Origin of the sequence: Streptomyces sp. TS71-3 (genome assembly GCF_018327685.1) — a bacterium.
Taxonomy (GTDB): domain Bacteria; phylum Actinomycetota; class Actinomycetes; order Streptomycetales; family Streptomycetaceae; genus Streptomyces.
The window spans coordinates 703379-728093 of the sequence record NZ_BNEL01000001.1 but is presented as its reverse complement, the minus strand read 5'-3'; the positions used below and the strand labels follow the sequence as shown (position 1 = coordinate 728093).

At 72.9% G+C, this 24715-nt stretch carries 24 protein-coding genes; 9 read left to right on the top strand and 15 right to left on the bottom strand.

The window, feature by feature from the left end:
* Positions 1–22: 22 nt before the first annotated feature.
* A complete protein-coding gene (locus Sm713_RS03195) occupies positions 23–1186 on the bottom strand; it encodes a LacI family DNA-binding transcriptional regulator (protein ID WP_212908169.1) in 1164 nt (387 codons plus the stop codon).
* 229 nt (positions 1187–1415) lie between these two features.
* Between Sm713_RS03195 and Sm713_RS03190 the strand changes: the two genes are divergently transcribed.
* Entirely contained in the window at positions 1416–1553 is a 138-nt protein-coding gene (locus Sm713_RS03190) for a hypothetical protein (RefSeq protein ID WP_212908168.1), read from the top strand.
* Between the two features lie 59 nt (positions 1554–1612).
* On the opposite strand, the gene Sm713_RS03185 is transcribed toward Sm713_RS03190, so the two are convergent.
* The 6 genes from Sm713_RS03185 to Sm713_RS03160 form a co-directional block, all read right to left on the bottom strand.
* Entirely contained in the window at positions 1613–2608 is a 996-nt protein-coding gene (locus Sm713_RS03185) for a zinc-binding alcohol dehydrogenase family protein (RefSeq protein ID WP_212911742.1), read from the bottom strand.
* 261 nt (positions 2609–2869) lie between these two features.
* The gene (locus Sm713_RS03180; RefSeq protein ID WP_212908167.1) at positions 2870–3400 is read right to left on the bottom strand and encodes an SRPBCC family protein; all 531 of its coding nucleotides are present in this window, start codon (positions 3398–3400) and stop codon (positions 2870–2872) included.
* 107 nt (positions 3401–3507) lie between these two features.
* On the bottom strand, positions 3508–3762 hold the full coding sequence (locus Sm713_RS03175; RefSeq protein WP_212908166.1) for a DUF397 domain-containing protein: 255 nt from the start codon (positions 3760–3762) through the stop codon (positions 3508–3510).
* A 13-nt stretch (positions 3763–3775) separates the two neighbouring features.
* The gene (locus Sm713_RS03170) at positions 3776–4252 is read right to left on the bottom strand and encodes a hypothetical protein (RefSeq protein ID WP_212908165.1); all 477 of its coding nucleotides are present in this window, start codon (positions 4250–4252) and stop codon (positions 3776–3778) included.
* Positions 4249–4434 (bottom strand): MerR family DNA-binding transcriptional regulator, encoded by a 186-nt coding sequence (locus Sm713_RS41135; protein ID WP_283249755.1) that lies wholly within the window; start codon positions 4432–4434, stop codon positions 4249–4251. The genes Sm713_RS03170 and Sm713_RS41135 overlap by 4 nt, the downstream gene beginning before the upstream one ends.
* Before the next feature lie 32 nt (positions 4435–4466).
* On the bottom strand, positions 4467–5294 hold the full coding sequence (locus Sm713_RS03160) for a helix-turn-helix transcriptional regulator (RefSeq protein ID WP_212908164.1): 828 nt from the start codon (positions 5292–5294) through the stop codon (positions 4467–4469).
* Positions 5295–5423: 129 nt separating this feature from the next.
* On the opposite strand from Sm713_RS03160, the gene Sm713_RS03155 reads away from it, so the two are divergent.
* Positions 5424–5855, top strand: coding sequence for an ATP-binding protein (locus Sm713_RS03155; protein ID WP_212908163.1), 432 nt, complete (start codon positions 5424–5426; stop codon positions 5853–5855).
* 83 nt (positions 5856–5938) lie between these two features.
* Here Sm713_RS03155 and Sm713_RS03150 read toward each other — a convergent pair whose 3' ends face one another.
* Positions 5939–6889, bottom strand: a complete 951-nt coding sequence (locus Sm713_RS03150) for an SDR family NAD(P)-dependent oxidoreductase (RefSeq protein ID WP_212908162.1) — start codon at positions 6887–6889, stop codon at positions 5939–5941.
* Between the two features lie 449 nt (positions 6890–7338).
* Here Sm713_RS03150 and Sm713_RS03145 point away from each other — a divergent pair, with 449 nt between their 5' ends.
* The gene (locus tag Sm713_RS03145) at positions 7339–8418 is read left to right on the top strand and encodes a helix-turn-helix domain-containing protein (protein ID WP_212908161.1); all 1080 of its coding nucleotides are present in this window, start codon (positions 7339–7341) and stop codon (positions 8416–8418) included.
* A 105-nt stretch (positions 8419–8523) separates the two neighbouring features.
* The gene (locus Sm713_RS03140) at positions 8524–9063 is read left to right on the top strand and encodes a hypothetical protein (protein WP_212908160.1); all 540 of its coding nucleotides are present in this window, start codon (positions 8524–8526) and stop codon (positions 9061–9063) included.
* 90 nt (positions 9064–9153) lie between these two features.
* Here Sm713_RS03140 and Sm713_RS03135 read toward each other — a convergent pair whose 3' ends face one another.
* Entirely contained in the window at positions 9154–10038 is an 885-nt protein-coding gene (locus Sm713_RS03135) for a response regulator transcription factor (RefSeq protein ID WP_212908159.1), read from the bottom strand.
* Positions 10035–11327 carry an ATP-binding protein gene (locus Sm713_RS03130; RefSeq protein ID WP_212908158.1) on the bottom strand — a complete coding sequence of 431 codons (1293 nt, stop codon included), beginning with the start codon at positions 11325–11327 and terminating at the stop codon, positions 10035–10037. The genes Sm713_RS03135 and Sm713_RS03130 overlap by 4 nt, the downstream gene beginning before the upstream one ends.
* Positions 11328–11844: 517 nt before the next feature.
* On the opposite strand from Sm713_RS03130, the gene Sm713_RS03125 reads away from it, so the two are divergent.
* A complete protein-coding gene (locus Sm713_RS03125; RefSeq protein ID WP_212908157.1) occupies positions 11845–13248 on the top strand; it encodes a PspC domain-containing protein in 1404 nt (467 codons plus the stop codon).
* The gene (locus Sm713_RS03120) at positions 13235–13471 is read left to right on the top strand and encodes a hypothetical protein (protein WP_212908156.1); all 237 of its coding nucleotides are present in this window, start codon (positions 13235–13237) and stop codon (positions 13469–13471) included. Before Sm713_RS03125 ends, Sm713_RS03120 begins: the two co-directional genes overlap by 14 nt.
* A gap of 16 nt (positions 13472–13487) precedes the next feature.
* Here Sm713_RS03120 and Sm713_RS03115 read toward each other — a convergent pair whose 3' ends face one another.
* The 4 genes from Sm713_RS03115 to Sm713_RS03100 form a co-directional block, all read right to left on the bottom strand.
* Entirely contained in the window at positions 13488–14105 is a 618-nt protein-coding gene (locus Sm713_RS03115) for a DoxX family protein (RefSeq protein WP_212908155.1), read from the bottom strand.
* Positions 14106–14427: 322 nt separating this feature from the next.
* The gene (locus Sm713_RS03110) at positions 14428–15696 is read right to left on the bottom strand and encodes a hypothetical protein (RefSeq protein WP_212908154.1); all 1269 of its coding nucleotides are present in this window, start codon (positions 15694–15696) and stop codon (positions 14428–14430) included.
* Between the two features lie 438 nt (positions 15697–16134).
* Positions 16135–17718, bottom strand: coding sequence for a glutamine-hydrolyzing GMP synthase (gene guaA, locus Sm713_RS03105; RefSeq protein WP_212908153.1), 1584 nt, complete (start codon positions 17716–17718; stop codon positions 16135–16137).
* 146 nt (positions 17719–17864) lie between these two features.
* On the bottom strand, positions 17865–18428 hold the full coding sequence (locus Sm713_RS03100) for a hypothetical protein (RefSeq protein ID WP_212908152.1): 564 nt from the start codon (positions 18426–18428) through the stop codon (positions 17865–17867).
* A gap of 186 nt (positions 18429–18614) precedes the next feature.
* Here Sm713_RS03100 and Sm713_RS03095 point away from each other — a divergent pair, with 186 nt between their 5' ends.
* The 3 genes from Sm713_RS03095 (at position 18615) to Sm713_RS03085 (ending at position 22394) form a co-directional block, all read left to right on the top strand.
* Positions 18615–19217 carry a PadR family transcriptional regulator gene (locus Sm713_RS03095; RefSeq protein ID WP_212908151.1) on the top strand — a complete coding sequence of 201 codons (603 nt, stop codon included), beginning with the start codon at positions 18615–18617 and terminating at the stop codon, positions 19215–19217.
* Positions 19218–19698: 481 nt separating this feature from the next.
* The gene (locus tag Sm713_RS40055) at positions 19699–19932 is read left to right on the top strand and encodes a chorismate mutase (protein ID WP_249416495.1); all 234 of its coding nucleotides are present in this window, start codon (positions 19699–19701) and stop codon (positions 19930–19932) included.
* A gap of 803 nt (positions 19933–20735) precedes the next feature.
* A complete protein-coding gene (locus Sm713_RS03085; protein ID WP_212908150.1) occupies positions 20736–22394 on the top strand; it encodes a hypothetical protein in 1659 nt (552 codons plus the stop codon).
* 366 nt (positions 22395–22760) lie between these two features.
* Here Sm713_RS03085 and Sm713_RS03080 read toward each other — a convergent pair whose 3' ends face one another.
* Positions 22761–24701 (bottom strand): GMC family oxidoreductase, encoded by a 1941-nt coding sequence (locus Sm713_RS03080; RefSeq protein ID WP_212908149.1) that lies wholly within the window; start codon positions 24699–24701, stop codon positions 22761–22763.
* Positions 24702–24715 lie beyond the last annotated feature (14 nt).

The window sequence follows — 24715 nt, the reverse complement described above, 5'->3', positions numbered from 1 at the left end:
CAAGTTCCGCCCCGCCGGACGGTCAGGCGTCCGGCGGGGCGGTGTCCGCCACGGCCGCGGAGCCCGGTTCCGGGGACGCCCCGGCGTCGGGCGGTGAGGCCGCCGCGGGGGCGGACGCTGAGGCGTTGCGCGGCGGGGCCGCCGCGGGCCGGGGCTCCGTGTCCGCCGGTGGCGCCGTGCTGTGCCGGACGACCAGGCGGGTGTTGAGTTCGAGGCGGGTGGCCGTGTCCTGACCGGCCCGCAGCCGCAGCAGCATCTGCGCCGCCTCCTGCGCCATCTTCCGCAGCGGCTGGTGCACGGTGGTCAGCGCCGGGCTCGACCACTGGGCCAGCGGAACGTCGTCGTAGCCGACCACCGACAGGTCGTGCGGCACGCGCAGGCCGAGCACCCGCGCCGCCTCCAGGACGCCGAGGGCTTGCAGGTCGCTCCCGGCGAAGACGGCGGTAGGCCGGTCGGGCGACTGGAGCAGTTCCATCGCGCGCGCGTAGCCGCCGTCCACGTGGAAGTCGCCGAAGGCGGTCAGGGCGGGGTCGGCCTCCAGGCCGGCCATGCTCAGGGCCGAGCGGTAGCCGTCCAGGCGGGCCATGGAGCAGAGCATGTCGCCCGGTCCCGTGATGATCGCGATCCGCCGGTGCCCGCACTCGATCAGGTGGCGGGTGGCGGCGAGGCCCCCGGACCAGTTGGCGGAGCCGACCGACGGCACGTCGGTCTCGGGGTCGCCCGCCGGGTCGACGATCACGAAGGGGATGCCGCGGGACTTGAGCTGCTTCTTGACCGCGGGCGGCAGCGACGAGAAGACCAGCACCACGCCGATCGGGCGGCGCTGCACCACGCCCCCGACCCAGTCGGGACCCGGCAGGTGCCGGGTCCCGCTCTCCGTCAGCACCACGCTGGCGTGGTTCGCCTTGGCCACGTCCTCCACGCCGCGGATCAGCTCCATGCCCCAGATGCTGTCCAGTTCGTGGAAGACGATCTCTATGAGGGGCGCCTCCCACGCGGAGCGCGGCGTACGCCGGTAGGCATGCTCCTCCAGCAGCCGTTCGACCTTGAGCCGGGTCGGCCGGGAGACGTCCTGGCGGCCGTTGAGCACCTTCGACACCGTCGAGATCGAGACACCCGCCTGCTCGGCGACCTGCGCCAGGGTGACCCGCCCCGTCTCCTCGTCTTCACGCACGACGTGCAGCATAGGCCACGTGCCCGAAAGTTTTCGAGGGGCCCTGGGTGGGGCGGGTGGCCGTGTGATGCGGCTCATTACCCCTTTCGTCCCTCTTGAGGGAGGATGGAGGACTGCGCCGCCGACCGGCCGACGGACCGGCCTGACCGGCCTGACCGACCGGCGGACAGACCGACGGACCGACCTGACCGACCAACCGATCACGATGATCGACCCCGGAGCACGGAGCGAGGGCTCTTCCATGGCTGAGCATGTTCACGTCCGCCTCGTCCAGGGGCTGGGCGTGACCGAGGACGGGGAACTGGTCGAGCAGTTCCGGTGCCGGTGCGGGGCCTCGTGGACGAGGCGGTACGAGGCGGAGAGCACGGAGCCGGAGTAGGACCGGGGCCGCCGGCCCCGGAGCCCCGGTTCCGCTGTGCGAGCTCGGCGTTCCGCTCGTCAGGCGGGCATCCGCAGCACCGCGGCGCCGTTCACGCGGCCCGCCGCGAGGTCGTCGAGGGCGCGGTCGGCGTCGTCGAAGTCGTAGTGCGTCAGGGTGGCGTGCAGCCGGTGCTCGGCGGCGGTGGCGAGGAAGCCGCGGCCGTCCCTGCGGGTGTTGGCGGTGACGCTGCGCACCGTCCGCTCCTGGAACAGGTGCCGCTGGTAGTTCAGCGAGGGGATGTCCGTGAGGTGGATCCCGGCGATGCTCAGGGTGCCGCCGCGGTCCAGCGCCTCCAGGGCCGTCGGGACGAGGGTGCCGACCGGCGCGAAGAGGATCGCCGCGTCCAGCGGCTCGGGCGGCCCGTCCTCGGCGTCGCGCGCGGACGTGGCGCCCAGGTCCAGCGCGAGGGCCTGCGCGTCCGGGGACCGGGTCAGCACGTGCACCGTCGCGCCCTCGGCCAGCGCGACCTGCGCGGTGAGGTGCGCGGACGCGCCGAAGCCGTAGATGCCGAGCCTGCCGCCCTCGGGGAGGTCGGCGCGGCGCAGCGCGCGGTAGCCGATGATCCCCGCGCAGAGCTGGGGTGTCAGCTCCTCGTCGGTGTAGCCGGGGGGCAGTTCGTAGGCGTAGGCGGCGGGCACGGTGACGTACTCGGCGTAGCCGCCGTTCACGTCCCAGCCGGTGTAGACGGACGCCGGGCAGAGGTTCTCCTGGCCGCGGGTGCAGTACCTGCACGTGCCGTCGGTCCTGCGCAGCCACGGCACGCCGACGCGGGTGCCGGCCGCCGGCATCGTGGTGCGCTCGCCGGCCAGCACCACCTCGCCGACCGCCTCGTGGCCCGGTACCACGCGCTCCAGGTGCGCGGGGAGGTCGCCGTCGCGTACGTGCAGGTCGGTGCGGCACACGCCGCAGGCGTGCACCTTGACGAGGTACTCGTCCGGTTCCGGGGTGGGGACCCTGAGCTCTATGCGGTGGATCGTGCCCTTGCGGGCGGCCGGGGCCACCCAGGCCCGCATGGTGTCGGGGATCGCGGTCCCGTGGGTCATCTGCGCCACCTCCCCTCGCATCATGCGGCAGCAGGGCGCCTCACGGCGCTCGGGGCCCCGGCAGGGGCGGGACTGTCTCGATATGCGGCTCCGCCGCGCGGGCGCGTCTGCCCCTCGGGGACGGTGACGGCCTGGCGGCCTCGTCGTGGCTGGTCGCTCCCCCACTGCCCTAAAGGCGTGGGAGGTACCCCCACCCCGCGCCCCTGAGTGGGCCGGGGGTGCCCCCAGAAGTCAGGGACCGGGGCGGTCGAACTTTCCCGGGACCGCGTGGGCCGTGTCGGTGACCTCGCCGGTCTCCAGGAGCTGCTTCAGGCGGTGCAGATTCGCCTCCGCCTCCGCGCCGGGAGGCTTTCCGACCAGGCTCAGCGCTCTCCGGCCGACCCTGCCGAACGGCAGCCCCATCACCTCGCGGACCACCGTGGTGTCCGGCTCGTCGCCCCGCGAGAAGTGGATGTCCCACCGGCTCCGCACACCCGGCGGTCCGCTGACCGTCTCGTAGCTGATCAGCTCCTCCGGGCGCTCCTCGGTCACCTCGACCGTCCAGTGGATGCTGAGGCCCTTCGGGCCCTGGATCGTCCACCGGGACCTCAGGGGCGCCGTCCCCCCGGCGTCCGTCACCTCGACGTCCATCACGTCGCCCAGGAAGCGGGGCAGGTTCCTGAAGTCCCGGTAGAAGTCGAAGACGTCCCGGACGGGACGCCGGACGGCGACCGCGGCCTCGACCGCGTTCCTCTCCCGGCCCGGCGACAGGCGCGTACGCATCCGCTGCCTCCCAGAAGTCGGACTCCGGGGCTCTGCCTCTGCCGTCGTCACCGTACCGCGCACGGCGGACATCGGCGCGGCGGAGAGACGGCCGGGAGCCGCGCCGGTCAGCCCGTGTGGACGTTCCGGACGTGGCCCAGGAAGTCCGCCCAGGCGGCGGAGGGTATGTCGAGCCGGGGGCTCGCCTGGCCGAGTTTGGAGTCTCTGATGTGGATGGTGCGGGGGCAGGGGGCGACTTCGAGGCATTCGCCGCCTTGGCTGTCGCTGTAACTGGACTTGTGCCAGTCCAGGGCGGCTTCGAGGCAGTTGCCGCCCTGGCTGTCGCTGTAACTGGACTTGAACCATGCGAGACGATCGCTCATAGCTGCTTCCTACTTATTGCTCAGAGTTGAGCATTGGTCGGATGTTTCGCTCTCCGCACCGACAGAGTTGGGTGCTGGAGTCCTGGTCCAAGGGCAGTCCGGACCGTTGGCGATCTGTACGTTCCTTCAGGATCTGTTTCACCCGCTTGAGCGCGGTGAACAGGCGCTTTTTCTCCGCCTCGGCCACCTTGAGCTTTGCTATCGCTCGGCGGGCCTTGACTTTGGCGGCCTCGCGGCCTGCGGTGATGTCGGCGACTGCATCGCGCACGGTCTCCTTCCAGGCATTCGCCAGCACACCGAACTCGGCCGCGGTGCCGTCGCGCATCCACTGATCGCGGATCTGACGGTCCTTGACACCGACACCAGCGATCGAGCCGTATAGACGCCACACCTTCGACCGAATCACGCCGAGTCGTAAAGCCTGCTCGTCGAGCTGGGCGTACTTCCCGGCGTTAAGGTTCTTGCTGTAGGCGATGCGGGTGACCTTCACCGGCCACCACCGAGTTCGCCCTTCAGGGTCTTCTTGTACTTCCCCAGCCCGTACAGGCGGCAGGGCTGACCGGACGTAGTTCGACGCGCAGTCAACCGGCCCTCCCGCTCCCACCTTCGAACGGTGGAAGCAGAACGGCCGATACGCTCCGCGAACTCGCCGATCCGATACATACTGATCATCGTAAACAACTCTGAGCAGTAGTAGGCAAGAATCACTCACTAGATCTCACCTCCTCCGCCGCTTTCCTGATGAACACCGCAGACTCCTCAACGCTCAGAGCATGCCTGCTGATCATGTCATGCGTCTGCGTCAGCGCACTGACGTTGGCTGCATCTGCGTAGAGGGCGCCCGTCTCCGGACCCTCCACGTACGCGTAACGATCGTGCTCGGCCGTCTCGACAAGCGCGATGGGTCCGTTGAGCGCCACCCCGCCGCACCGGCCGAAGGAAAGCACCCGGACCGACACGTTCCGCAGCCCTCCCACTTCCAGCAGGTGATCCAGTTGCGCATTCATCACCTCGCGCCCGCCGACGAGAGTGCGCAGGGCGGCCTCGTACACCACGAAGCTGAACACGACGCCCGGCTTCTTCGTCAACGCCTCCTGCCGCTTCAACCGCCCCGAAACGCGCTCCGCCACCGTCTCCTCGTCCAGCGGCGGACTGCTTTCGCTGATCAACGCGTACGCGTACGCCCTGGTCTGCAACAGCCCGGGGATGAGCAGTGGCTCATACGAGGACAGTGCAATCGCCTCCGCCTCGTACTCCATGTACTGCTGCGACCGCTGCGGAAACGGCTCCGGCTTCAGGTACTCCAGGGCGGCGACCAACTTCTCGCCCGCCCCGCACATCTCGTCCGCCGCCACCAGCAACTGCCGCGTAGGCCGTCGTCGGCCGTTCTCCATCGACTTGACGGTCTCGTAGTCGTAGTTCGACGCCTCCGCGAGCTGCCCTCTGGTGACGTTCGCCGCCGCGCGCCACATCTTGATCTGGTCGCCGCAGTACCGCCAAGTGATCGGCGGCTGAGCAGGCTCCTTGGCCATCGCGCCCACCTCCCCGTTGCGGGGTACGCCACATTGCGTACCCGCGTTGTCACTCCCCGACCGTAGGCACCGACCACCAACCTGGGCCTGGTAAACGACCCGAATTCACACCCAAGGATCGAGGCGCGCATGCCCCTGGTGCCGACGCCGTCCAGCGACCCGGAGTCCCTTCCCTACGACGCCGAGTGGTACTTCACCCGCCGTCCGCGCAGCGTCGGCAGAGCGCGCGCCCTGCTGCGGGAGGAGGCCGCCGCCTGGAAGCTCCCGGAGGAGCTGACGGAGACGGCCGTCCTGCTGCTCAGCGAGTTGATGACGAACGCGTACCGGCACGCGAAGGTCTCGCCGGGCCGGGAGATCCGCACCCGCCTCTACCTGAGCGAGGAGACCCTGCGGGTGGAGGTGGCCGACGCCGACCGCACCCTGCCGCGGGCGCACGACTCGGGCCCGGAGGACGAGTCCGGGCGGGGCCTGGAACTGGTGGCCGCGCTCGCGGAACGGTGGGGCGCCGAGCACCGTGCGTGCGGGATCGGCAAGCGGGTGTGGTTCGAGCTGAGGCGCTGACGTGGCGCCGGGCCGCTCCGGAGCGACCGGAACGGCCCGGGACGGCCGGGGACGGCCGACGGGGGCGCGGGGCCCCGGGGGAATCAGCCGATCATGTCCACCGAGACCCGCCACAGCCGCTGGGCCGCCTCGGGGTCGAGAGCGTGGTCGCAGACCCCGCCGACCATGCCGTCCTCGTGCCGCACGGCCTGGTTGCAGTCCTCGAAGTACCGTCCGCCGACGCCGTCGAGCGCGGGCCAGGTGGCCGTCAGGACGGAGGTCGCGGCGCCCTGCCGCACGTCCTTGAACGTGTACGGGACGGATGAGCTGGCGGCGTCCAGTTCCTCCTGGCTGATGTGCCGGGCCAGGCCGGTCCCGAGGACCGCGCCGGGGTGCACGGCGTTCACGGTGATGCCGTCGTCGGTCCAGCGCCGGTGGGCCTCCACGGCGAACAGCGAGTTGGCGGTCTTCGACTGCCCGTAGGCGAGCCGCTTGTCGTAGGGGCGCCGGTCGAAGTGGATGTCGTCGAAGACGACCGGGCCGGACTGGTGGCCGCGGGAGCTGAGGGACACCACGCGCGACCCGCCCGCGGCGGCGAGCGCCGGGTAGAGGCCCGTGGCGAGGGTGAAGTGGCCGAGGTGGTTGGTGGCGAACTGCAGCTCCCAGCCCTGCGGGGTGCGGGTCTCGGGGGTGTACATCACGCCGGCGTTGTTGATCAGGATGTGCAGCGGGCCCTGCCACCCGGAGGTGAAGGCGGTGACCGACGCCAGGTCGGCCAGGTCGAGCGGGGCCACGTGGATCCGCGGGTTTCCGGTGCTCGCGGTGATGTCGGCGGCGGTGGCCTCGCCCGCCTGGGTGTTGCGCACCGCCAGCGTCACCTCCGCGCCCGCGGCGGCCAGCGCTCGGGCCGTCTCGACGCCGACGCCGGACGACGCGCCGGTGACGACGGCGCGGCGGCCGCCGAGGTCGATGCCTTCGAGGACCTCGGCTGCCGTGGACTCGGCGCCGAACGGGGTGGTGACACGGTCGGTCAGAGGGGTGGATCCGGTGGTCATGGTGGCTGCCTTCTTCCGTCTTCTTCGGTGGTGCGGCTTCTTCGGTGGTGCGGCGCATTCACTTCCAGTGATGCGGCACTTCCAGTGGTGCGGCGCGTTCAGTGGTGCGGCGCGTTCAGTGGTGCGGCGCGCGGCCGAGCGCTTCCGCGAGGGCTTCCGCGCGGGGCCCGGCATGGCGTGGGGGCTTCCGCGGGGGCTCGGCGTGGCTTCCGGTCGCGTGCCTGCCCGCCGGGGTCGGCGGGCCCGCCGTGCGCGGGTCCCGGCTCGCCGCCGGCCCGCCCTTCCAGCGAAGCACCGGACACGCGCCCTGGGACGCCTGGAAGAAGCCCTGGTCGTCCCGGGTGCACGGCGTCCCGGGGCGGGCCGGACCGGGGGCCGGCGGGTAGGGGGGTCCGGCAGTGCCCCTTTGGACCGGCCCCGGACGCGGCGCCGGTCCTAACCTGGAGTGCATGAGCGAGCAGTCCAGCGGGGATCGCGGCCGCGGCAACGCGGAGCTGCGGGAGTTCCTGCGGTCGCGCAGGGCCAGGATCGGCCCCGAGGAGGTGGGCCTCGCGCCGCAGTCCGGTGCCCGGCGGGTTCCGGGGCTGCGCCGCGAGGAGGTCGCCCGGCTGGCCGGCGTCAGCGTGGACTACTACGTCCGCCTGGAGCGCGGCCGCACCACGAACGCCTCCGAGGCCGTCCTGGACGCGGTCGCGCGGGCGCTGCGCCTGAACGACACCGAGCGCACCCACCTGTACGCGCTGGCCAGGCCGACCCGGCGGCCGAGCCGTCCGCTGCCGCCCCAGCGGGTGCGGCCGGGGCTGCGCCGGGTGATGGACAGCCTCACGTACACCCCGGCCATCGTCGTCGGCCACCGCAGCGACGTCCTGGCCGCCAACGACGCCGCCCGTGCCCTGTACACCGACTTCGAGGCCCTTCCGGTCCGGGAGCGCAACCTCCCCCGGTACCTCTTCCTCGACGAGAGCGCCCGCGAGCTGTACGTGAACTGGGAGGCCGCCGCGCGGGGCGCCGTCGCGTCCCTGCACCTGTACGCCGGACGGCACCCGCACGATCCGAAGCTGGCCGAGCTGATCGGGGAGCTGTCGCTGCGCGACGCCGACTTCCGCCGCTGGTGGGCCGACCACGACGTGCAGCGCCGCACCTACGGCACCAAGGACTTCCACCATCCCGTCGTCGGCGACCTCACCCTGGACTACGAGGTCCTGACCCCCGACGGCGACCCCGACCAGATCCTCGGCATCTACACCGCGGAACCGGGCTCGCCCTCCGACCACGCGCTACGGCTGCTGCTGTCGGACTGGTCCGCCTCGTCCTCGTCCCGGTCGTCCGGCACGGCGTCCGCCTCGTCCTCGTCCCGGTCGTCCGGCACGGCGTCCGCCTCGTCGTCGACCGGGTCGTCCAGGGCTTCGACCGGCGCGCCGTCCGGCACGTCATCCGGTGCGTCATCCGGCACGCCTTCCGGCACGTCATCCGGTGCGTCGTCCAGGGCCCGGAGGGACTTCCTGCCCCGCACCGGAGCGGAATCCTGACGCGCCGCCAATCCCGGGCGGCACCGGCCTCAGCGGCTAGGGTGCGATCAGGCACCCCGGGCAGCAGTGGGCCGTCCGCCGGGCCTGCCCGGGAATGGAGCGCCCGTGACGTCCTCGCCCCCGGCCCGTCTCGGGAACCGGATCACACCCCTGCTGCTGGCCACCCTGGGCACCGGTGCCGTTGTCGCCGGCTGCTACGCGGACGTCGGCGCGCTCTCCCGCACTGCCGGGCCCCCGGCGGGCAGCCCGTTCCTCTCCGAGGTGGCCGGACAGATCGGCCTGCCCGAGCGGACCTTGACGGCATCGGGCACCCACACGGCCAAGGGCTACACGACCAGGGCCGCCCGGACCAGCGACGCCGCGGGCATGAAGGCCGACTGCGACAACATCAACGTCAACAAGAAGCTCTCCGCCGACTTCCGCAGCGACGTCTTCGGCCCCGGCATGAAGGGGTTCTTCTACAAGTGCGAGAAGATCGCCCCGGACACGAACAAGTACTGGTTCACCATCAGCTCCGCCAACCGTGCCCAGATCCGCAAGCTCTGCGCGCCGTCCACCCAGTACCCGATCGTGTACGACGCCCAGCACGGCACGTACTGGCTCGACGAGCCGTTCACCTGCACCAACCGGGTCGGGCCCGCGTAGCCCGGCCGGCGGGACCTTCCGAGCGGGCCCGCGGCGGGGATCAGCCGGCGACGGCTGAGCGCGGCGGCGGGACTCATCGGTCCCACCGCCTCAGACGAGTCGCCGCGCCGTCGCCCACCGGGTCAGCTCGTGGCGGTTGGAGAGCTGGAGCTTGCGGAGCACCGCCGAGACATGGGACTCGACCGTCTTCACGGAGATGAAGAGCTGCTTGGCGATCTCCTTGTACGCGTAGCCGCGCGCGATCAGGCGGAGCACCTCGCGCTCGCGCTGGGTGAGGCGGTCGAGGTCCTCGTCGACGGGCGGGGCGTCGGTGGAGGCGAAGGCGTCCAGGACGAAGCCGGCCAGGCGGGGGGAGAACACCGCGTCGCCCTCCTGGACGCGGAAGATCGAGTTGATCAGGTCGGCGCCGGTGATCGTCTTGGTGACGTACCCGCGGGCGCCGCCCCGGATGACGCCGATGACGTCCTCGGCGGCGTCGGAGACGGAGAGCGCGAGGAAGCGGACCGGGCGCTCGGGGTCGGTCATCAACGGGGCGCAGCGCCGCAGCACCTCCACTCCGCCGCCGCCCGGCAGGTGCACGTCCAGCAGGACGACCTCGGGGCGGGCCTCGGTGATGACGGACACCGCCTGGTCGACGTCCGCGGCCTCGCCGACGACCTCCACGCCCGTGAGGTCCGTCCGGCCGATCTCGGCCCGCACGCCGGTGCGGAACATCCTGTGGTCGTCGACGAGGACGACGCGCGCCCGGCGGTCCGCGGGGTCGACGGGCCGCTCCTGTCCGGGGGCAGCGGCCTGCTCCGGGGACTGGCGCGGCCCCGGGGCGCCCGTGCCGCCTGGCGTACCGGAGGCGCCCGCTGCCCCTGGAGTGCCCGAGGTGCCGGGCGTCCGGCCGGCCGGCGTGCTGCCCGCGCCCGCCGGCTCCCCCGGTCCGAGCGGCGCACCGCCGCCGGTCCCCCGCTCGCTCGCGTCGCTCATGACGTCTCCGCCCTCTCCATCGTCAGCTCGACCTCCGTGCCCCCGTCGGGCACCGCGCGGAGCCGGGCGGTGCCGCCGTGGCGCCGCATTCGGCCGATGATCGATTCTCGTACGCCCATCCGGTCGGTGGGCACGGCGTCCAGGTCGAAGCCGGGTCCCCGGTCACGGACCGAGACGAAGACGGACTTCCCCTCCACCTCCGCGAAGACCTGCACCGCACCGCCGTCGCCACCGTACTTGGCGGCGTTCACCATGGCTTCCCTCGCGGCCTGCATCAGCGCGGACAGTTTCTCGTCGAGCGGGCAGTCCCCCACGATGACGACCTCTATGGGCACGCCGTGCTTGTCCTCCACCTCGGCGGCGCTGCGCCGCACCGCCTCAGCGAGGGATTCCGGCGCGGCCTCGGAGCCCTCGGACGCGGCGCTCGCACCCGCGGGCTTGTAGAGCCAGGCGCGCAGGTCGCGCTCCTGGGCGCGCGCGAGACGGCGCACCTCGCCGGCGCTCTCCGCGTTCCGCTGTATCAGCGTGAGGGTGTGCAGCACGGAGTCGTGCACATGGGCGGCGACCTCGGCGCGCTCCTGCGCGCGGATGCGCATCAGGCGCTCCTCCGAGAGGTCCTGCGTCATGCGGACGAGGTAGGGGCCGGCGAGCAGCGCTATGCCGACGATCACGGCGAGCGAGGCCTGGAGCACGGAGCCGAGGTGCTCGACGGAGCCCTGAAGGACGAAGATGCTGGTGACACCGGCGCCGACCAGGACGACGCCCCCGGCGGAGCGGACCAGCGTGAGGGTCTTGCGGCGGCGGCCGACCTCCACCCAGCGGGCCCTGCGGGCGTTGTCCGCCTGCCGCCAGACCAGGGCGACACCGGCGCCGACCAGCAGCACCGGCAGCAGGTAGACCGTGGCGGGGCCGCCCATGTCGACGTTGACCACGAAGACCATGGCGACGACGACCATGGCGAGCAGCGCGATGATCTGGCCGCCGTCCGGCCTGCGGGCGACGAGTCTGCGGCGGCCGTCGCGGCCGGGCTCGGCGGAGACCGGGGGGCGCGAGGCGTCCACGCCGCCGAGGCCGAGCGGGACGAAGAACCAGAACGCGGCGTACAGCAGCGCGCCGAGGCCGTCCGCGGTGAACAGCCCGACGAAGATGATCCGCACCCAGATCACGGGCAGCCCGAGATGTCCCGCCAGGCCTCGCGCTACGCCCCCGAGCAGCCGTCCGTCGCTGCTGCGGTAGAGCTTGCGCGGGGCCCGCGGCTCTTCGGCGGCGACGGCTCCGGCTTCCGGCATGGCTCGATGGTCACATGCCCCACCGACACCGGTCATCAGGGTCGAACCCCGAGACCCCCCTGAACATCACACCGCCCGAGGCGGCGGGGGTCTTTCGCGCAGTTCCCCGCGCCCCTTATCAGGAGCGTGCTGCCCCTTGCTCCCGTCACCCCACGCAAGGCCCGCACGGGCTTCCCGCGCAGTTCCCCCGCGGTCCATGGGCCAGGACAGCCCCGATAAGGGGCGCGGGGAACTGCGCGAACAACCCCCACCGCCGGTCAGCCGAAAACGAAACCGCAAGAGGTCGGCCCATGGCCCTCCCCCACTGCCTGAAGGGCGTGGGAGGTACCCCCAAGGCGCATCGTGGCTGGTCACGCGGCACCCAAAGTCCCTCGGAAGCCGGCCGGGGCGCAGCCCGGAAAGCCCGTGCCGGATGGCCACGGAACCGCACCCCGGACCCGGCCTCGGGGCAGATATCAGGGATGCGCCAGGGTCGCCCCGACTGCCATCCGCCCTCCGAGCCCGTCACCATGGACCCATGAAGGATCAGCAGCACGCCGCACCGGACGCGGCCCCCGGACCCGGACCGGGCACGGGCCCGGACGAGCCGAGACGGGACGGGCCGGCGCCGGGCGGGAGCCAGGAGGCGGGCGGTGACGCGGCCCAGGGCGGCACCCCGCCGTCCGGAGCCCTCTCCGACGCCCTGCGCCGGGACCGCGGGCAGAAGCTGATCGGCGGCGTCTGCGCAGGCCTGGGCCGCCACTGCGACCTGGACCCGGTGATCTTCCGGATCGGCTTCGCCGTGCTGTCGGTGGCCGGCGGCATCGGCCTGATCTTCTACGGTTTCGCCTGGCTCTTCGTCCCCTTCGAGGGCGAGGAGGAGAACGAGGCGCGCAGGCTGCTCTCCGGCCGGGTGGACGGCCCTGCGCTGACGGCGGTGCTCTGCGCCCTGGTCGGCTGCGGCCTCTTCCTGTCGGTGCTCGGCAGGGGCGAGGTGCTCACGTTCGGTGCCGTGCTCGCCCTGCTGCTGGTCGGCGCGGGGTACTGGTCGCGGCAGCGCGGCACCCTCGACCCCGACCCGCTGGCCGCGCAGGCCGCCGCGGACGCGCCTCCGGAGCCCACGGCACCCCCCGCGCCCTCCTCGTTCCCCGCCTGGTGGCGCGGCCCGATCGTCAAGGACGGCACTCACGACGGCGGCACCGGCTATCTCTGGGGCCCGGTCGACATACGCGACGCCAGCGCGCGCAGGATCGCCGTCACCTCACGCTGGGACGCCGGGGGCCGCCCGCCACGGGCGCCGCAGGTGGGCGCCAGGCGCTGGATAGGCGGCTGGGTGTTCCTGCTCGCGCTGGCCGCCGGGTGCCTGGGCACCAACCTGACCTGGCAGTCCGCCGCGCTAGGCACCAGCCTTCAGACCGGTCTGGCCTGCGCGCTCGCGGTGTTCGGCGTGGGCATCGGCATCAGTGCCGTGCTGGGCAGGACGGGCGCCGGCTCGATCGTGCTCGCGGTGCTCACGGCCGTGCTGCTCGCCGGCTCCTCCGCGCTGCCGAAGGACATCACGACCACCTGGATGCGCACCACGTGGGCGCCGGCGACCGCCGCCCAGATCGTCCCCCGCTACGAGCTGGGCTCCGGGGACGGCACGCTCGACCTGAGCCGGATAACCGTCGCCAAGGGCACCACCGTCAGCACCCGCGCGCAGGTGAGCGCCGGCCACCTCAAGGTCGTCCTGCCACGGGACACGGATGTCCGGATCCGCGTCCAGGTCGGCCTCGGGGACATCCAGTTGCCGAACGAGGGACCGCACGACGTGGACGTGGCCCCCGGCAAGGAGGAGCGGATGACGCTGCCCGCACAGGACGGCCGGGCCACCGGCGGCACCCTGGAAGTGCGTCTCCACGTCGGCGTCGGGCAGGCGGAGGTGAGCCGTGCCGCTGCATGAGTTCCAGCCCGGGAAGCTGGTGGTGGGCGTGGCCCTGACCGGCGCGGCGGTCGCCTTCGGGGGCGACGCGCGGGGCCTGTGGGACGTCCCGTGGTTCGCGATGGCGCCGATCGTCGTCGGCGGCCTCTGCCTCGCGGCCGTCGCCGGCACCATCTCGTACGCGATACGGCGCACCCTGAGAAGGGACACCGCCTCCCGGCCGCCGGGCCCACCGGCGCTGTAGGCCGCTCCGGAGCGGGCTAGCCCACGAACGAGCCCATCTGCTGGGCCGCGCCGTCCCCCCGGCGCTGCCTGGCCCGGCGTATCAGCGCGTCGAGCGAGAACACGGGTGCCCCGGCGATCACCAGCGGCAGCCATGCCATCAGGTACGCGAGGTCGTTGCCGTAGTAGTACGGCGTGGTCTGCCAGCTCACCGTCAGCCACAGGCTCAGCGAGATCAGCGCGCCGCCCACCGCGGCGAGCCGGGACAGCAGGCCGAACAGCATCCCCAGGCCCACCGCCAGCTCACCGAAGGCGATGGCGTAGCCGAAGCCGACGGGGCTCTTGAGGGCCAGGTCGACGAGGCCCGGGATCGCGGCGGAATCCCGCACCGACCGCATCAAGTCGCCGATCGACCCCCCGCCGGACGCGGCCAGGAAGGAGCTGTCCGTGAGCTTGTCCAGCCCCGCGTAGACGAAGGTGATACCGAGGAAGACGCGCAGCGGGAGGAGAGCGAACAGGTACGGGGAGCGTCGTGCCGCGCCGGCATCGAGGGCGGCGCCCCCGGCGTCGGCGGCCTGGCTTCTGCCACCGGCGAGGTTCCCCTGGCCCTGCTCGCGGTACCCCGTCCCCGCCTCCGAACTCCACTCCTGAGCCATGGGTCTCAGCCACCTCTCGCACCGGCGATTCGCCGTCAGGTCCGTCCAGCTTTCCACAAGGGGATACGGACGGGCAGGGCGTATCGCTCACCGGGCAGAGGCGGAGTTCATGCACCCCCACCGCAAGGGACGCAAAGTGCACCATAAGGGCGCGGGGAACTGCGCGCCCAGCCACGACGAAACCGGCAGTTCGCCACCGGCAGCTCGCCACCGGCAGCTCGCCGCCGCCCCCAACGGACTGCTGGTGTCGTCGCCGGACCTGCGGCGGTAGCTGGTGCTCGCGCAGTTCCCCGCGCCCCTACAAGCCGGGGCTACGCCCCGATCAGTCCGAGGTGACGTCGATCGTGCACGTGTTCGTCTCCGTGCCCGCCGCCGTGACCACCTGCACGTCGACCCGGCCCGGCTCGACGTCGACCGGTACGGGCACCGTCAGCACGGTGTCCGAGGGGTTGCTGAAACCGCCGGCCACCGGGACCAGCGGGACGTGCACGTGGACGTTGCCGATGCGGACGACGGTGCGGGCCAGCCGGTCCGCACCCCCCGCACCCGGCGGGACGAAGCCGGTGCCGCGGACCTCGATGTCGTCGCCGGTGCGGATGGGGCCGTCCAGGTCGCCGGCCTCCCTGGCGCGGACCACGGAGAGGATCACCGCCCGGCCGCCCTCGGCGTACTTGCCCGCGAGGTAGGTGGCCGCGGAGACCAGCACGAGCAGGGCCAGGCCCCAGGGCACGTCGGGCAGTTGCTCGGGGCGGCGGGCCAGCCGGACCGCGGTGAAGACCAGGGCCACGGCGGTGATCACGACGTACTGGGTGTCGGCGAAGTCGGCGCGCCCGGCGTCGTCGGTGAGCAGGTCGGCGGCATGCGGCCGGTCGGCGCGCACCTTCTGGAGCCGCTGGGCGCGGACGCGGATCGCCACCACGCGCCGCACCAGGACGGCCACCCCGCACACCACGGCCACCACGGTGACGATGCCGGCGCCCGCGGCGAGGTCGAGACCGTCGATCAGGGCGTCGCGCTCCCGGTGACCGGAGGCCCCGCCCAGCTCTCCGGCGAGCACCAGCACCGCGTACACGGCGAGGAGCACCCAGGAGGCGGCGACGGCACGCGAGGTGGAGAGGCGGTTGTCCTCACCGATCATGGGCGCGAGGACGCCGCCGCGCGCCCGGTGCAGCCAGCCGGCGGCGGTCAGGCCGCCGCCCACGACGACCGCGGCGAGCAGGCCCGCCGTCCGCGCGGTGGTCCAGCCGCTGCCGATCGCGGTCAGCGCCTGCACCAGGAGCAGCACGACCACGCCGGCCCACACCGCCCAGAGCGTGCGGGGCCACAGCGCCGCCGTCCAGGCGTCGCCCTCGGCCCTGCTGCGCTCGGCGACCACGGTCGCGGACTGCGTCAGCTCGTCGGACACCCACTGGCGGGAGGCGCCGGCCGAGTGCACCACGGCGGAGGGCAGGCCCTTGCCCTGTGCGAACTCCTCGCGTTTGGTGAGGAACGCGGCCACCGCTCGCCGGTGACCCTCCCGCGCCCCGTGCGGGCAGTCGCCGCATGTGCAGCCACCCTCGTGCGTGCTCTGCTCCGCCTCCTGCACCGCCACGCGTCACTTCCGCCTTCCGCGCCTCAGACGCCGTCGATCCCGCTCAGGGTCCGTCCGGGTGCCGCGCCGCCGACCCGCCGTGCGGGCCTCGGCCGTCTCGGGGCACCCGGCCGTGCGGGCGCCCGTGGACATCCCCGGACCCCAGGGATTGTGCCGTACCGGCGGGGCGGATCGGCGGACAGGTCCGTCCGGCACGGTTGGGCGGTGGGTGACACCTCCCACCCGTGTTGACCGACCCCTCACGAAAGGGGTAAAGCCACCGGAACAGGGTCGCGGGGAACTGCGCGAAAACCACGGCCCACCCGCACCAAGACCGCGGCGCAACCCTGGAAAGGGGCGCGGGGTGGGGGTACCTCCCACGTCCTTGAGGCAGTGGGGGAGCGCAAAGAACCACGACGTACCCGCACAGACCTCACCGGCCGGCACCAGGGGCAGCCCTTACTCCCACTCGATGGTGCCCGGCGGCTTGCTGGTGATGTCGAGGGTGACGCGGTTGACCTCCGCGACCTCGTTGGTGATGCGGGTGGAGATCCGCGCCAGGGTGTCGTACGGCAGGCGGGACCAGTCGGCCGTCATGGCGTCCTCGGAGGAGACGGGGCGCAGCACGATGGGGTGGCCGTAGGTCCGCCCGTCGCCCTGGACGCCGACGCTGCGGACGTCGGCCAGCAGGACGACCGGGCACTGCCAGATGTCGCGGTCGAGCCCGGCGGCGGTCAGCTCCTCGCGGGCGATGGCGTCTGCCTCGCGGAGCAGGTCGAGCCGCTCCCTGGTGACCTCGCCGACGATCCGGATGCCGAGCCCGGGGCCGGGGAACGGCTGGCGGTGCACGATCTCGTCGGGCAGCCCCAGCTCGGCGCCGACCATCCGTACCTCGTCCTTGAAGAGCTTGCGCAGCGGCTCGACGAGCTCGAACTCCAGGTCCTCGGGGAGCCCGCCGACGTTGTGGTGGGACTTGATGTTGGCCGTGCCGGTGCCGCCGCCGGACTCGACGACGTCCGGGTAGAGGGTGCCCTGCACCAGGAACCGGACCGGATGGTCCCCGGGCGCCTCGGCGACGATCTCCGCCTGGGCCTGCTCGAAGACGCGGATGAACTCCCGGCCGATGATCTTCCGCTTCTGCTCGGGGTCGGAGACGCCGGCGAGGGCGTCGAGGAAGCGCTCCTGGGCGTCGACGACCTTGAGCTGGACGCCGGTGGCCGCCACGAAGTCCTTCTCGACCTGCTCGGTCTCGCCCTTGCGCATCAGGCCGTGGTCGACGTAGACGCAGGTGAGCTGGGTGCCGATGGCCTTGTGGACCAGGGCTGCGGCGACCGCGGAGTCCACCCCGCCGGACAGGCCGCAGATGGCGCGGCTGCTGCCGACCCGGGCGCGGATCTCGGTGACCTGCTCGTCGATGACGCTGCCGGTGGTCCAGGACGGGTCGATGCCGGCGCCGCGGTACAGGAAGTGCTCCAGGACCTGCTGCCCGTAGGTGGAGTGCATCACCTCGGGGTGGTGCTGGACGCCGTAGAGCCTGCGCTCGTCGTCCTCGAAGGCGGCGACGGGGACGACGTCGGTGGACGCGGTGACCGCGAAGCCGGCGGGGGCGGCGCTGCACGCGTCGCCGTGCGACATCCAGACGCTCTGCTCGGCCGGGGTGCCCTCGAACAGGGTGGAGCCGGGCTTGGAGACGGCGAGCGGGGTGCGGCCGTACTCGCGGGCGCCGGTGTTGTCGACCGTGCCGCCGAGGGCCGTGGCCATCAGCTGGAAGCCGTAGCACATGCCGAAGACGGGGACCCCGGCCGCGAACAGCGCCGGGTCGATGCCCGGGGCGCCCTCCGCGTAGACCGACGAGGGGCCGCCGGAGAGGATGATCGCCGCCGGCTTCCTGGCCAGCATCTCGGCGACCGGCGTGGTGCAGGGCACGATCTCGCTGTACACCCGCGCCTCGCGTACGCGGCGGGCGATGAGCTGGGCGTACTGCGCGCCGAAGTCGACGACCAGGACGGTGTCGGGTGCGGCGGCGGGGGACGCTGTGGGCACGGGCGCGGCCTTCCGGCGTGGAGCAACGGGCGCAGGCCGGTCCCGGCCGAGCCGGAACCGGACGCTGCGCGAGGTCTGTCCCTCGATTCTAACGGGGACGGTCGGCCGCCTTCGGGCGCGAGCCCCGGCCGGGGTCCGGGGGCGGCTCAGGCCGCGCCGCCGAGCGCCGCGTACCGGGCCTGGACGATCTTCGGATAGCGGGCGGTGAAGACGGCGGGCACCGCGAAACCGACGACCTGGCAGGCGATCTGGGCACCGGTGCCGGCGTGGAGTGCGTCGCAGGCGGCCACCGCCGCGGCGGTCAGCACGAAGGCCGTGGCCCACACCAGGGTGATCACGTTGTTGATGCGGAGGAACTGCGGGGTCTCCCAGAACTCCCGCGGCGTGGACCGGCGGGCGATGCCCAGGGTGAAGGGCCGCCGGGCGCCGAGCGTGCCCCAGGCCGTGAGCGCCAGCCAGGAGAAGGAGAGCGCGCCGCAGTAGCCGGCCACCGGGGAGTCGGGGACGGCGAAGGCGAAGGCGGTCAGCAGGACGAAGTAGCTGACCGTGCTGATCTCCAGGATCAGCGCGTCCGCCGGGACCCCCGCCCGGCGGGTGGCCAGGAACACCACGAGGCCCAGGACCAGTCCCGCCAGCGCGCCCCACTGCCAGCCGGCAGCCGACACGGCGGCGAAGGCGATCCACGGGACGAAACCGCGCAGGTAGTTCATATGAGAGCCCCCAAGAAGTGCTGGCGTGGAGTGATCAGAGGAGTGGAGAGAGAGTGATGACAAGGAGTGATGACGCCGACACCGACGCCGATGACGCCGTGGGCCGGTGTCCAGATATTCCTACTGTGACATGTCACTGCGGCGATGTCTACTTGGACATGTCAGTGGAGAGATACGCTGGATGCCATGAGCCTTCGCCACGCCCTGCTCGGACTCCTCGTCGACCGGCCCGCGAGCGGGTACGACCTGATGAAGCTGTTCGACGACTCGCTCGCGAACGTCTGGCCGGCCACCCAGAGCCAGATGTACGGCGAGCTGGGCCGGATGGCGGCGGCCGGGCTGGTCGACGTCTCCGCGGAGGGGCCGCGCCGCCGCAAGGAGTACACGCTCACCGACCAGGGCCTCGCCGAGCTGCGGGAGTGGATGAGCGAGCCCGAACGGCCCCAGCCCCGCCGCAGCCGGCTGCTGCTGAAGGTGTTCTTCCTGAACGTCGCCACCGCCGAGCAGGCCCGGTCCCTCTTCGGCAACCGCGCGGCCCTCGCCGCGTCCGAGCACGAGCGCCTCGCCGGGATCAGGGACGAGCTGGACCGGGAGGTCGGCGCGCTGTCCACCAACGGCCGCATCGCCCTGGAGTACGGGCTGCGGCTCGCCGCGATGGAGAAGGAGTGGGCCGAGTGGGCGGCCGGCCAGGTCGGCGGGACTCCGCCGGCGGCCGAGGGGGACGCACCTCACGGCGACCGGGACACGCCCTCGCCGACGCCCCGACCCAGCGATGGCGGGCGCACCTGACGGGACCCGCCTTGACCGGGCGCACCGCCGTACCTGCATACTGATGGCGTGACCCAGCAGCACAGCTTCCGCTTTACCTATGGCAACCGGCCCGCCGGCTGCCGTGGACGTGCTGCTTGATCCCCTGACAAGCGACTTCCCAGGCGCCCCGGGCCGAAAGGCCCGGGGCGCCTGTGCGTGGTCCGGACCGTCGCCCCGGGGACCTGCTTCCACCACTCGCAGAGGAGCCCCGCACATGACCAGCACGGCAAGCGACAAGACAGCACGCGACCGCATGGAGAGCGACGGCGCGGCAAGCGACCGTACGGAGACCGGCGGCACCGGAACGGGCGGTACGCGGAACGCCGGTACGGACGACGGCGGTACGCGGAACGCCGGTACGGATACCGGTACCAGTACGCGGAACGCCGGCGCGGGAACCGGTAGTACAGGCGGCGCCGGTGCCGAGGACCCCGGTGCCCGGAACCCCGAGGCGGCCCAGGTGATCACCGGTGCGCGTGCCCGCATCGACGCGCTCGACGACGCGATCATCGGCCTCGTCCAGGAGCGCATGGCGGTCTCGACGGTCATCCAGGAGTCCCGTATCGCCTCGGGAGGCCGCCGGGTGAACCTCTCGCGCGAGATGGCCGTGCTCGGCCACTACAGGGACGCGCTCGGCAAGCCGGGCACGTCCCTCGCCATGACGCTGCTCGAACTGTGCCGCGGCCGCATCTGATCCGCGGGCTCATCTGATCCGCGCCCAGGTCCGGTTCGCCCGCGTGCGCCGCGCCGGGGCGCGGCATCGGTGCCGGCCCCGTCTCACCCGTACGGCCCGTGACCGGCGGCACCCGGGCCTCGTTGGTCCCGATGTCCGCGCCGGCCGAGAGGCGGGCCGCAAGAGATGCGGACGGAAGATGAGCCGGACCCTTCTGGAGCGAGAGGACGCGCGGGTCGTGCCGTGCGCCGTGGGACCTCGCTCCGGATCTGTGGCCGGGCGGCAGGGGACAGCCGCCCGGCCACCCCAGAGAGGCCGGCTCCGGGGACGCCCGGAGCCGGCCGGCGGAGCGCACGCGCCCGGCACACCACCGTCCGGACGGCGTCCGGCCCCAGCCGCGGCCCCGCCCCCTCGCCCCTTAACCTCCGGGGCAGCACTCGTTAACCTTCCTCCAGGCAGTACTCGGTGGACCGCACCCGACCGCACCCGACCGCACCCGACGGCACCGGTCGTACCCGGCCGCACCCGGCGACACCCCGCGGCATCGGTGGCGGACCTCCGATCGCCGGCGGAGCCCGTCGCACGGTCAACCGCGGCGCCACCGGGCACCGTTGACGAAGGCTTTTTCCGGCCAGGCGCGTTGACCGACGGACCGACCCCAAGTGATGTATGTCACATTGGAAATGCGAGACTTCATGGGCAACCATTCACAAGAACTGCAGGTCATGAATGCATAATCGACGGCCGCACCCGCCCGTTTCGCGGTGGCACCCCCCACTCGTGCCCTGAATCACCAGAGCACACCGGACGTTTCCGAGGTCCTGATGAAGCTAAGCCGAGCCATCGCCGCCACGGCCACCGTGGCCGCACTGGCCGGGATCGGCCCGATCGCGCTGCTGGCGACGGCCGCCCCCGTGGCATCGGCTGACGCCACAGCGGGCGCCGACCCCGCCGCCCCGGGCACGGACACGCCGCCGGCCGATCCTGTCGACCCGGTCACCACACCCTCCGGGCAGGCCCCGAACGACCCGGCCACGACCTCTCCCGGCGGGACCCCGAGCGATCCGGCCACCGACCCCGGCACGCCCCCGCCCTCGGACTCCCCCTCGGACCCGCCCTCCAGCCCACCCGCCGGCACGCCGACCGACCCGGCCACCGGCGGCGGCCCCACGCCCCCCGGGCCCGGAGATTCCACCGGCACCGGAGGGCCCGGCCAGAGCCAGACCACCCTCCCGGCCGATCCGCAGGAGCAGGGCAGGGGCGACACTCCGAGCACGCCGGGCGACCCCGCCGACCCGGGTGGCACCGGCGCCCCCGCCGAGCCCGGGACCGAGACGCTGCCCGGCAAGGGCTGGTCCCCTGACCTGTGCGGGGAGTTCGTCCCCGACGACGGGCTCTCGGTCGACGTCACCGGCCTGCCCGGAAAGATCGTCGCCGGCTCCGGCTGGCACCCGTTCCTCTTCACCGTGACCAACCACACCGGCGCGGAGCTCACGAACATCTACGCCCAGAGCTTCACCGAGTACGCGACGGGCGTGAACGAGCACGACTCCCTCCAACTCGACCTGGCCCGCCTCCAGTTCAAGGACCCCGCCACGGGCCGGTGGACCGACGCCTACCAGGACTTCTACCAGGACGGCGGCGGCCGCCACGCGTACAGCGGCACCTTCGTCGCCCTCGTCCCGCGCGTCGGCCGCAACGCCCGCGTCGACCTCCAGCTCCGGGTGAACGTGGCCGCCACGGCCCCGCCCGGCGCGGCCTTCGCGCTGAGCACGGCCGTCTACGCCGGCCATGGTGACACCTGCAATCTCAACGGCGACACCTACGATTTCACCGTCCTCAAGGCCGGCAGCACCCTCGCGGGAGTCGACGACGCCAAGCCCACCGGCGAGAAGCCGGCGCAGCGCCGCAACGACGGCAGCCACCCCCAGGGCGGTGTCTACGCCCGCCCGGTCACCGGCACCCTCGCCGCCACCGGCACCTCCGAGGCCGTCCCCATCATGGGGCTGATCGGCGCTCTCGCGGTGCTCATCGGCTCCGTGACGCTCTACCTCGCCCGCCGCAGGGCCGCCGCACAGGCCCTGGGTCTGACGGACGGCGAGTACGCCGAGTACGCCGAGAATGCCGAGGACGCCAAGAGCGCTGACGGCTCCTTCGGCGACGGAGATGCGGCCGGCACCGGCACCACCGGCACGTCCAGCAGCACGGAGACCGCCGAGACTGCCGAGACCGCCGGTACCACCCGCGCCACCGCCAAGGGCGACACGGCGGGCGACGGTGACGCCTCCGACGAGAGCGACGCGGAGAACGGCGCCGTCACCGCCGAGGAATCCGGTGCGGCCGACGGATCCGGCACGTCCGGCGCGCCGGACGACGCCGACGGTGAAAGCGCTGCCGGCGGCTCCGGCGGCAAGCCCGGCACTGGCGGCAAGGAGACCGGCACCGCGGGCACCGGCTCCTCGGACGGCCCCGACCGCTCCTGAGAAGCACCGCGCGACGCACGCGGCCCCTGCGCCCTCCTCGGCGCGCAGGGGCCCTCCCCGGACCTAGGTCGTGTCCGGCGGATCTTCGTGGGCCCGCGACTCCCCCACTGCCTGAAGGGCGTGGGTGGGGGTACCTCCCACGCCCGTTCAGGGCAGTGGGGGAGTGCCCCCCAGCACCGCACCTCGCCGCGTTGCCGGAGTCATCCGAGTACGCCCCGTACGAGGACGATCCTCCGCCTTGCGATGCACGGCACCAGACGCCGCAGGCTGATCCACGAAGATCCGCCGGACACGACCTGACCCCGGACCCTCCTGTGCCCGGAGGGCCTGCCCCCGGCTCGGCTCCCCCGGCGCCCGGCTACCGCCTCACTCCCCGATGACCGGCCGGTCCTCTCCCCCGCGCGGAGCCCCCGCCGCCCTCGGCGGCACCTCCGGCATCCCCAGGAACGGCAGCTTCAGCGCGCCGAACGCGTCCTGCGGCACGACCGGGGACCTCGGGGCCACCGGTTCGAGCCGCTGGTAGGGCTCGCCCTGCGCCGGACGGGGATCGTCCTCGCCCTTGTTCGGCCAGAACGCCATGGCGCGCTCGGCCTGCGCCGTGATGGTCAGCGACGGGTTGACGCCCAGGTTCGCCGAGACCGCGGCGCCGTCCACGACCGAGATCGACGGATGCCCGAAGAGCCGGTGGTAGGGGTCGATGACGCCCTTCGCCGCGGTGTCGCCGATCGGGCAGCCGCCGAGGAAGTGCGCGGTGAGCGGGGTGCCCATGAGCTCGCCGACGTTGGAGCCGGGGAAGCCGTTGATCTCCTCGGCCAGCAGCGAGGCCGCCTGCGTCGCCTCGCGGATCTGGTCCGGGTTGGGCGCGCCGTGGCCCTGACGCGCCGTCAGCAGGCCCTTGCCCAGGCCGTTCGGCTTGCGGTAGGTGGTCAGGGAGTTGTCGAGCGACTGCATCACCAGGCCGATGATGGTCCGCTCCGACCAGCGCCGGTTCGACAGCGAGCGGATCGCCAGCCAGGGGTGCCGGGCCAGGTTGCCCAGCCAGCCCAGCACCCGCCCGCCGGGCCGGTAGGGCACCTGGACGATCGTCAGGCTGCCCATGGCGTTGGACCCCCTGCCGTACCGGACGGGCTCGATGTGCGTGTGCTCGTCCGGGTGGATCGACGAGGTGATCGCCACGCCCCGGGTGAAGTCGACCTTGCTGTGGCCGTGCCTCTGGCGGTAGCGGCGGTTGTCCGTCTGCGCGCCCACCAGCGCCTCGGAGTTGGTCCGGGTGAGCGCGCCGAGGCGGTCGGAGATGCCCGGCAGGAGGCCCTCGTCGCGCATCTGGTGCAGCAGCGTCTGCGTGCCGTAGGTGCCCGCGGCGACCACCACCCGCGGCGCCCGGAAGGTCCGGCCCCCGTCCCCCCGGCGCCGGGCGGTCGGCACGGTGCGCACTTCGAGGCCGCCGCGCGGGTCCTCGGTGACCGCGACCACCGACGTCATCGGGTGGATGACCGCGCCGGCGCGCTCCGCGAGGTGGAGGTAGTTCTCGGTGAGGGTGTTCTTGGCGCCGTGCCGGCAGCCCGTCATGCACTCACCGCACTCGGTGCAGGCCCGCCGCGCGGGTCCCGCACCGCCGAAGTACGGATCCGGAACCTCCGTACCCGGCTCCACCTTCACCCGGCGGTCCGCGTCGGCGCCGTCCCCGAAGAACACCCCGACCGGCGCCATGTGGAAGGACTCCCCCACCCCCATGGCCTCGGCCGTCGACTTCAGGTGCACGTCCGAGGGCGTCATGGTCGGGTTCAGCCGGGCCCCGAGCATCCGCTGCGCCTGGTCGTAGTACGGGCCGAGCTCGTCCCGCCAGTCGGTGATGTCCCTCCACTGCGGGTCGTCGAAGAACGCCTTCGGCGGAACGTAGAGGGTGTTGGCGTAGTTCAGCGAGCCGCCGCCGACGCCCGCGCCGGCCAGCACCATCACCTTGCCGAGCAGGTGGATGCGCTGGATGCCGTAGAGGCCGAGGGACGGGGCCCACAGGTAGTTCCTGATGTCCCAGGAGTTGCGCGGCAGGGTCTCGGGCGTGAAGCGGCGGCCGGCTTCCAGGACGCCGACGCGGTAGCCCTTCTCCGTGAGGCGCAGGGCGGTGACGGAGCCTCCGAAGCCGGAGCCTATGACTATGACGTCGTAGTCGGGGCGCTCGCTGCCCGCGAGGGGGGCGGGGTCCGCGGCGGGTTCGGCGTCCACGGCGGGTTCGCCGCCCACGGCGGGTTCGCCGCCCACGGCGGGTTCGCTGCCCGCGGTGGCGCCTTCGGCGGGGGGCTCGGGCATCGGGGGTACCTCCG